This is a genomic window from Pseudomonas edaphica (assembly GCF_005863185.1).
Lineage (GTDB): Bacteria > Pseudomonadota > Gammaproteobacteria > Pseudomonadales > Pseudomonadaceae > Aquipseudomonas > Aquipseudomonas edaphica.
On the sequence record NZ_VBVZ01000779.1, the window covers coordinates 1 to 2,510 of the forward strand.

The following is a 2,510-nucleotide window of genomic DNA, read 5'->3' on the forward strand; positions in this document are numbered from 1 at the left end:
CCTAACCCGGACGCCGAGTTTTTTCCGGAAAATTGCAGTGCCTTCACTCGGGCCGCTTCGCAGCCCAACGCAGGACAAGCCTGCTCGCCACAGGAGAAATTGGCGGCCTTCAAGCCAGCTCCCACATTGGACCATCAGCCTCTGTCAGTCCTGATTCAGGCCGACGCGATACAGTACGCCCTTGTCCTCATCGGTCAGCACGTACAGGAAGCCGTCCGGCCCCTGACGCACATCGCGAATCCGTGCCTTCAACCCGCCCAGCAGGCGCTCCTCGTGGATCACCTTGTCGCCATCGAACTGCAGGCGAATCAACTCCTGGCTGGCCAACGCGCCGATAAACAGGTTGTGGTCCCAGGCTTTGAAACGCTCGGCGTCATAGAACGCCATGCCACTGATGCCGGGTGATTTTTCCCAGACGTGGTGGGGTTCCACAGTGCCCTCCACAGCCTTGCCCTTGGCTTCCGGAATCGGCGTCAGCGAATAATTGATGCCGTGGGTTGCCAGGGGCCAGCCATAGTTTTTGCCGCGCTCGATGATGTTGATTTCATCGCCACCGCGCGGGCCATGTTCGTTTTCCCAGATCGTGCCGCTCCAGGGGTTCAACGCCAACCCCTGCGGGTTGCGCTGGCCATAGGACCAGATCTCCGGGCGCACGCCCTGCTGGCCCACAAAGGGGTTATCGTCCGGCACACGGCCATCCGGGTAAATGCGCACGACCTTGCCTTGCAACTTGTCCAGGTCCTGGGCCGTCGGGCGGTCATTGTTCTCGCCCAGGGTCACAAACAGGTAGCCGTCCCGGTCGAACGCCAGTCGCGAGCCGAAGTGATTGCCGGTCGACAGTTTGGGCTCCTGGCGCAATATCACTTTGAAGTCTTTGAGCCCGCTCAAATCATCGGCCAAACGCCCACGCCCCACGGCAGTGCCGGCCTTGCCACCCTCGCCGCCGCCTTCGGCATACGACAGGTAGACCAGGCGGTCTTGCTTGAAGTCTGGCGACAGCACCACGTCGAGCAAACCGCCCTGCCCTTTGGCCCACACCTGCGGCACGCCGGTCAGCGGCGCAGAGAGCTTGCCGTCCAGGCTGACAAAGCGCAGGTGGCCGGGGCGCTCGGTCACCAGGAAGCCTTGTTTGTCCGGCAGAAACGCCACGGCCCACGGGTGATCGAGGCCTTTGGCAATGGGGGTGGCAGTGATGCTGCCTTGCTCACTGGGGAACTGCTGGGCATCCGCCGCCATGACGGCCGTCACGGGCAGCAGGGTTGCGCAGATAGCGGCTAACAGGGTTTTGCGTAAAAACATAAGACAGAGTCCTTACCGGCGATTGCCGTTGGCATCGTAAGTGGGCGCTTTGGGTGCAGTGGCAGGACGGCTCGGGGCCACGTTACGCGTCGGGTAACGATTGCCGATACCGCCGTTTTCCACGGTCGGTGCAGGGCCGGTCGGCGCGGGTTGAACCCCGCGGGTGGCGGCCGGCGCATTGGGCTGGGTGCCCTGCATGCTGTTGGGGTTAGCCCGATGGATTGGGCTGTTATTGGTGTTGTAGCTGCCGGGCAGGTTCTGCGCCTGGGCCAATGGCGCGAGGGCCAGGCCCAGCGCGACTACGGCGAGGTAACGCACACAGCTGTTCATGACAAAGCCTCATTGGGGCGAGTAGTACGTGCTTTCGATAACACGCTACGCCTTGGGTTCGGCTTTCGACATTAAATAGTTTCTCATCAGATGTAACACGATCTGTCCGCGCATCCGTCCGCCGAAACTTTTGCGCCAGCCTGCGAGTCACCAGAACACCGACTCTTCTCAAGGAACCGCAGCCATGCCAAGGGCAATCTGGAAAGGCGCCATCAGTTTCGGCTTGGTCCATATCCCGGTCTCGCTGGTCTCGGCCACGTCCTCCCAGGGCGTTGACTTTGACTGGCTGGACAAACGCAGCATGGACCCGGTGGGCTACAAGCGCATCAACAAGACGACTGGCAAGGAAGTCACCCAAGACAATATCGTCAAGGGCGTGGCCTTTGAGAAAGGCCGCTATGTGGTGCTCAGCGAAGACGAGATTCGCTCGGCCCACCCCAAGTCGACCCAGACCATCGAAATCATTGCCTTTGTTGCCGCCGACCAGATCCCGCTGCAAAACATCGACACGCCCTACTTCCTGGCCCCGGACAAACGCGGCGGCAAAGTTTACGCGCTGCTGCGTGAGACCCTGAAAAAAACCGCCAAGGTCGCCCTGGCCAATGTGGTGCTGCACACCAAACAGCACCTGGCAGCGCTGATGCCGCTGGAATCAGCGCTGGTATTGGTGATGCTGCGCTGGCCCGCCGAAGTGCGCAGCCTCGACGAACTGGAACTGGGCAGTGACGTCACCAAACCGAGCCTGGCCAAGGGCGAATTGGACATGGCCAAGCGCCTGGTCGAAGACATGAGCGCCGACTGGCAGCCGGACGAATACCGCGACAGCTTCCAGGAAAAGATCATGGCGCTGGTGGCGAAGAAGGCCAAGGCCGGCAAAATAG

The 2,510-nt window shown here is 61.4% G+C and carries 3 protein-coding genes; 1 reads left to right on the forward strand and 2 read right to left on the reverse strand.

The window, feature by feature from the left end; translation table 11 throughout:
• Positions 1–144: 144 nt before the first annotated feature.
• Together FEM54_RS30375 and FEM54_RS30380 are read right to left on the reverse strand one after the other, a co-directional pair.
• Positions 145–1,299 (reverse strand): PQQ-dependent sugar dehydrogenase, encoded by a 1,155-nt coding sequence (locus FEM54_RS30375; RefSeq protein ID WP_138454046.1) that lies wholly within the window; start codon positions 1,297–1,299, stop codon positions 145–147.
• 12 nt (positions 1,300–1,311) lie between these two features.
• Entirely contained in the window at positions 1,312–1,629 is a 318-nt protein-coding gene (locus tag FEM54_RS30380) for a hypothetical protein (RefSeq protein ID WP_138454047.1), read from the reverse strand.
• A 184-nt stretch (positions 1,630–1,813) separates the two neighbouring features.
• On the opposite strand from FEM54_RS30380, the gene ku reads away from it, so the two are divergent.
• A partial coding sequence (gene ku / locus FEM54_RS30385; RefSeq protein ID WP_138454048.1) for a non-homologous end joining protein Ku occupies positions 1,814–2,510 on the forward strand: 697 nt, incomplete at its 3' end.

Bases quoted from the DNA above. Each gene is read 5' to 3' on its own strand.
- FEM54_RS30375 (WP_138454046.1), bottom strand. From the start codon at position 1,299: ATGTTTTTACGCAAAACCCTGTTAGCCGCTATCTGCGCAACCCTGCTG.
- FEM54_RS30380 (WP_138454047.1), bottom strand. From the start codon at position 1,629: ATGAACAGCTGTGTGCGTTACCTCGCCGTAGTCGCGCTGGGCCTGGCC.